Origin of the sequence: Endozoicomonas sp. ALC013, from assembly GCF_049310205.1 — a bacterium.
Classification (GTDB): Bacteria; Pseudomonadota; Gammaproteobacteria; order Pseudomonadales; family Endozoicomonadaceae; genus Endozoicomonas.
Genome location: NZ_JBLYNS010000341.1, coordinates 1 through 1,926, shown reverse-complemented (window position 1 = coordinate 1,926; position 1,926 = coordinate 1). Strand labels below are relative to the sequence as shown.

3 protein-coding genes are annotated in these 1,926 nt (G+C 52.6%); all 3 read right to left on the bottom strand.

Going from position 1 to position 1,926, the window contains the following annotated elements:
* The coding region (locus ACO6V1_RS23695; protein WP_422469021.1) for a hypothetical protein at positions 1–346 on the bottom strand (346 nt) is incomplete at its 3' end.
* Positions 347–553: 207 nt separating this feature from the next.
* Positions 554–838: an IS66 family transposase gene (locus ACO6V1_RS23690; protein WP_422448034.1), complete on the bottom strand. Its 285-nt coding sequence runs from the start codon at positions 836–838 to the stop codon at positions 554–556.
* A gap of 114 nt (positions 839–952) precedes the next feature.
* Positions 953–1,926: hypothetical protein (locus ACO6V1_RS23685; RefSeq protein ID WP_422469019.1), on the bottom strand; the 974-nt coding region annotated here is incomplete at its 5' end.

The following is a 1,926-nucleotide window of genomic DNA, read 5'->3' as shown; positions in this document are numbered from 1 at the left end:
TGGTGGTGGTTGCTGCGGTGGTCCTGGTATCGGTGGTTACATTTCGACGAGTCAACACCGTTACATCAGAAGCTGCTGTACCTGAGAGAGTTACATTTCTGCCCGATAACGCCGTTGCAACAGGAGCTGCTGCACCTAAAAGGGTTAAGCCATAAATGCCACCAGACGCAGCGCCAACCAACCCAATGGCTCCAGCAGTTGCCAGAAAAGGGTGACCGACAATCCATTTAAACGCCCTGGTCCCACAACTTCTTCGATTATCCTGCCTCACACCCGATTCGGCATCGCTTTGTGGAGCCTTTACGAAACTACGAAGCTCAATATTTGAAAATGCTGCTTGATTCATGAAAATGGCCTTTTTATGGTTAACTCATTTTAACGATTAAAATAGTCAGATAAGTCAATCAGTAAAAAGTTCCCGGTAACTATTCAGTGAACCCTGCAAACCAGCTTACCAGACTGGTAAGGAATACCTGCCTTATAATAGCTACGGACCTGGATGAACTTTTTTCAGCCAGGTGGGTCATGGATTCGCAATTCTTTGAGACGACTTTCATCCCAGTTCTTTATCTCGCTGAGAGGCTATGTGTTCAGCATGTTTTTCCAGTCTCAACTGGCGGGTCGGCCACTGCTTTGGGTCTTCCCGAACAAGAAGTCGTTGCTCGTTTAAATAATATAAACGAGCAATTCTATCTACCCAGGCAATGCTCCATTTTTCTAAATCCGGGTCACCACGACTGGCATCAATAAAGTCTCGCCTGACATGAGCCCAGCAGAAGGCCAGAACAAAGTGACTTGAACAAGGCTGAAAGGAGTACAGGATTGTTCTGAAGTGCATTCAGGCGTAGTGATTTCAAGCATCTATCAAGGATAGCTGAACAGGGCTATTGATGCTTGAATAATGGATTTAGCGAATGGTTACCTAAAGTTTTTCGATATAATTCTGACTGCATTAATAATCAGGCGCTACTGCGGTTCTCATTCTGCGGGGATTGTAAATGTCAATCTCTTCATATATGTGTTCATGCTGGTGCCCCCCCCTATCCCCGGGTTCCTCAAGTAACATCATCGGTTGATCAACCGCCTCCTGTGCCTGACCCGCTTTATTGACTGCTACCAACTCCTGCGGGTCACCGGCATCGACGGGAGACGGCCTGCGGCAACAATGACGATAGATGTACCCCCCCACAACACCTGCCAACACTAAGGACACAGCAGCCCCCAGGGTAATACCGGCTATTGCGCCGTTACTCAGGGTAGTTGCGAGCGGTGCCGTACTGGTGGGCAGTGTCATGGTGGCCCCCGGAAAGCTCATGGCGGTGCTCGATGCCGTCGCTGGTATGACCGGTTCGCATGCCAGCACCCCGGGCCAGCCTGTGTACACCTCCGTCGTATTGGTAACCACGCCCCCTGGCTCAATCCGGCCTGCGTCAATATTCGCCGAGGCATTATTACCGGAGGCAGTTGCCCTGGGGTTCACCGCCCGGGTATCGGTAACGCTGGCATTGTCCCTGATCATACCGGCACCGATACCGGCATGGGCACGGACTCCCGAGGTTTCCACCTCACTGTTGTGAGACCGGGTGCCAACGATCCTTGCCCGGGGATCCATCAACCCGGCCCCGATACCGGCATTGGCCTCAGCGCCGGAGGTGGTCACCGACGAAAAGCATTGTGCTGAGGTATTTTCCATCCTGGCACTGCGGCCCATCCTTCCAGCTCCGATACCGGCATTGGCACCATCACCCGAGGTGGATACCTTAGAGTTTTTCGCCAAGGTATTGGCTATCCCTGTGCCATTGCCCATGGCCCCGGCCCCGATACCGGCATTGGCCCGGTCACCGGTGGTCTTCACCCTACTTCTGACAGACCGTGTGCCAGCAATCCCTGCCCCGGAATCCATGAACCCGGCCCCGATACCGGCAT

Excerpts from the sequence above, each read along its gene's own strand:
- ACO6V1_RS23690 (WP_422448034.1), bottom strand. The coding sequence starts at position 838 with ATGCACTTCAGAACAATCCTGTACTCCTTTCAGCCTTGTTCAAGTCAC.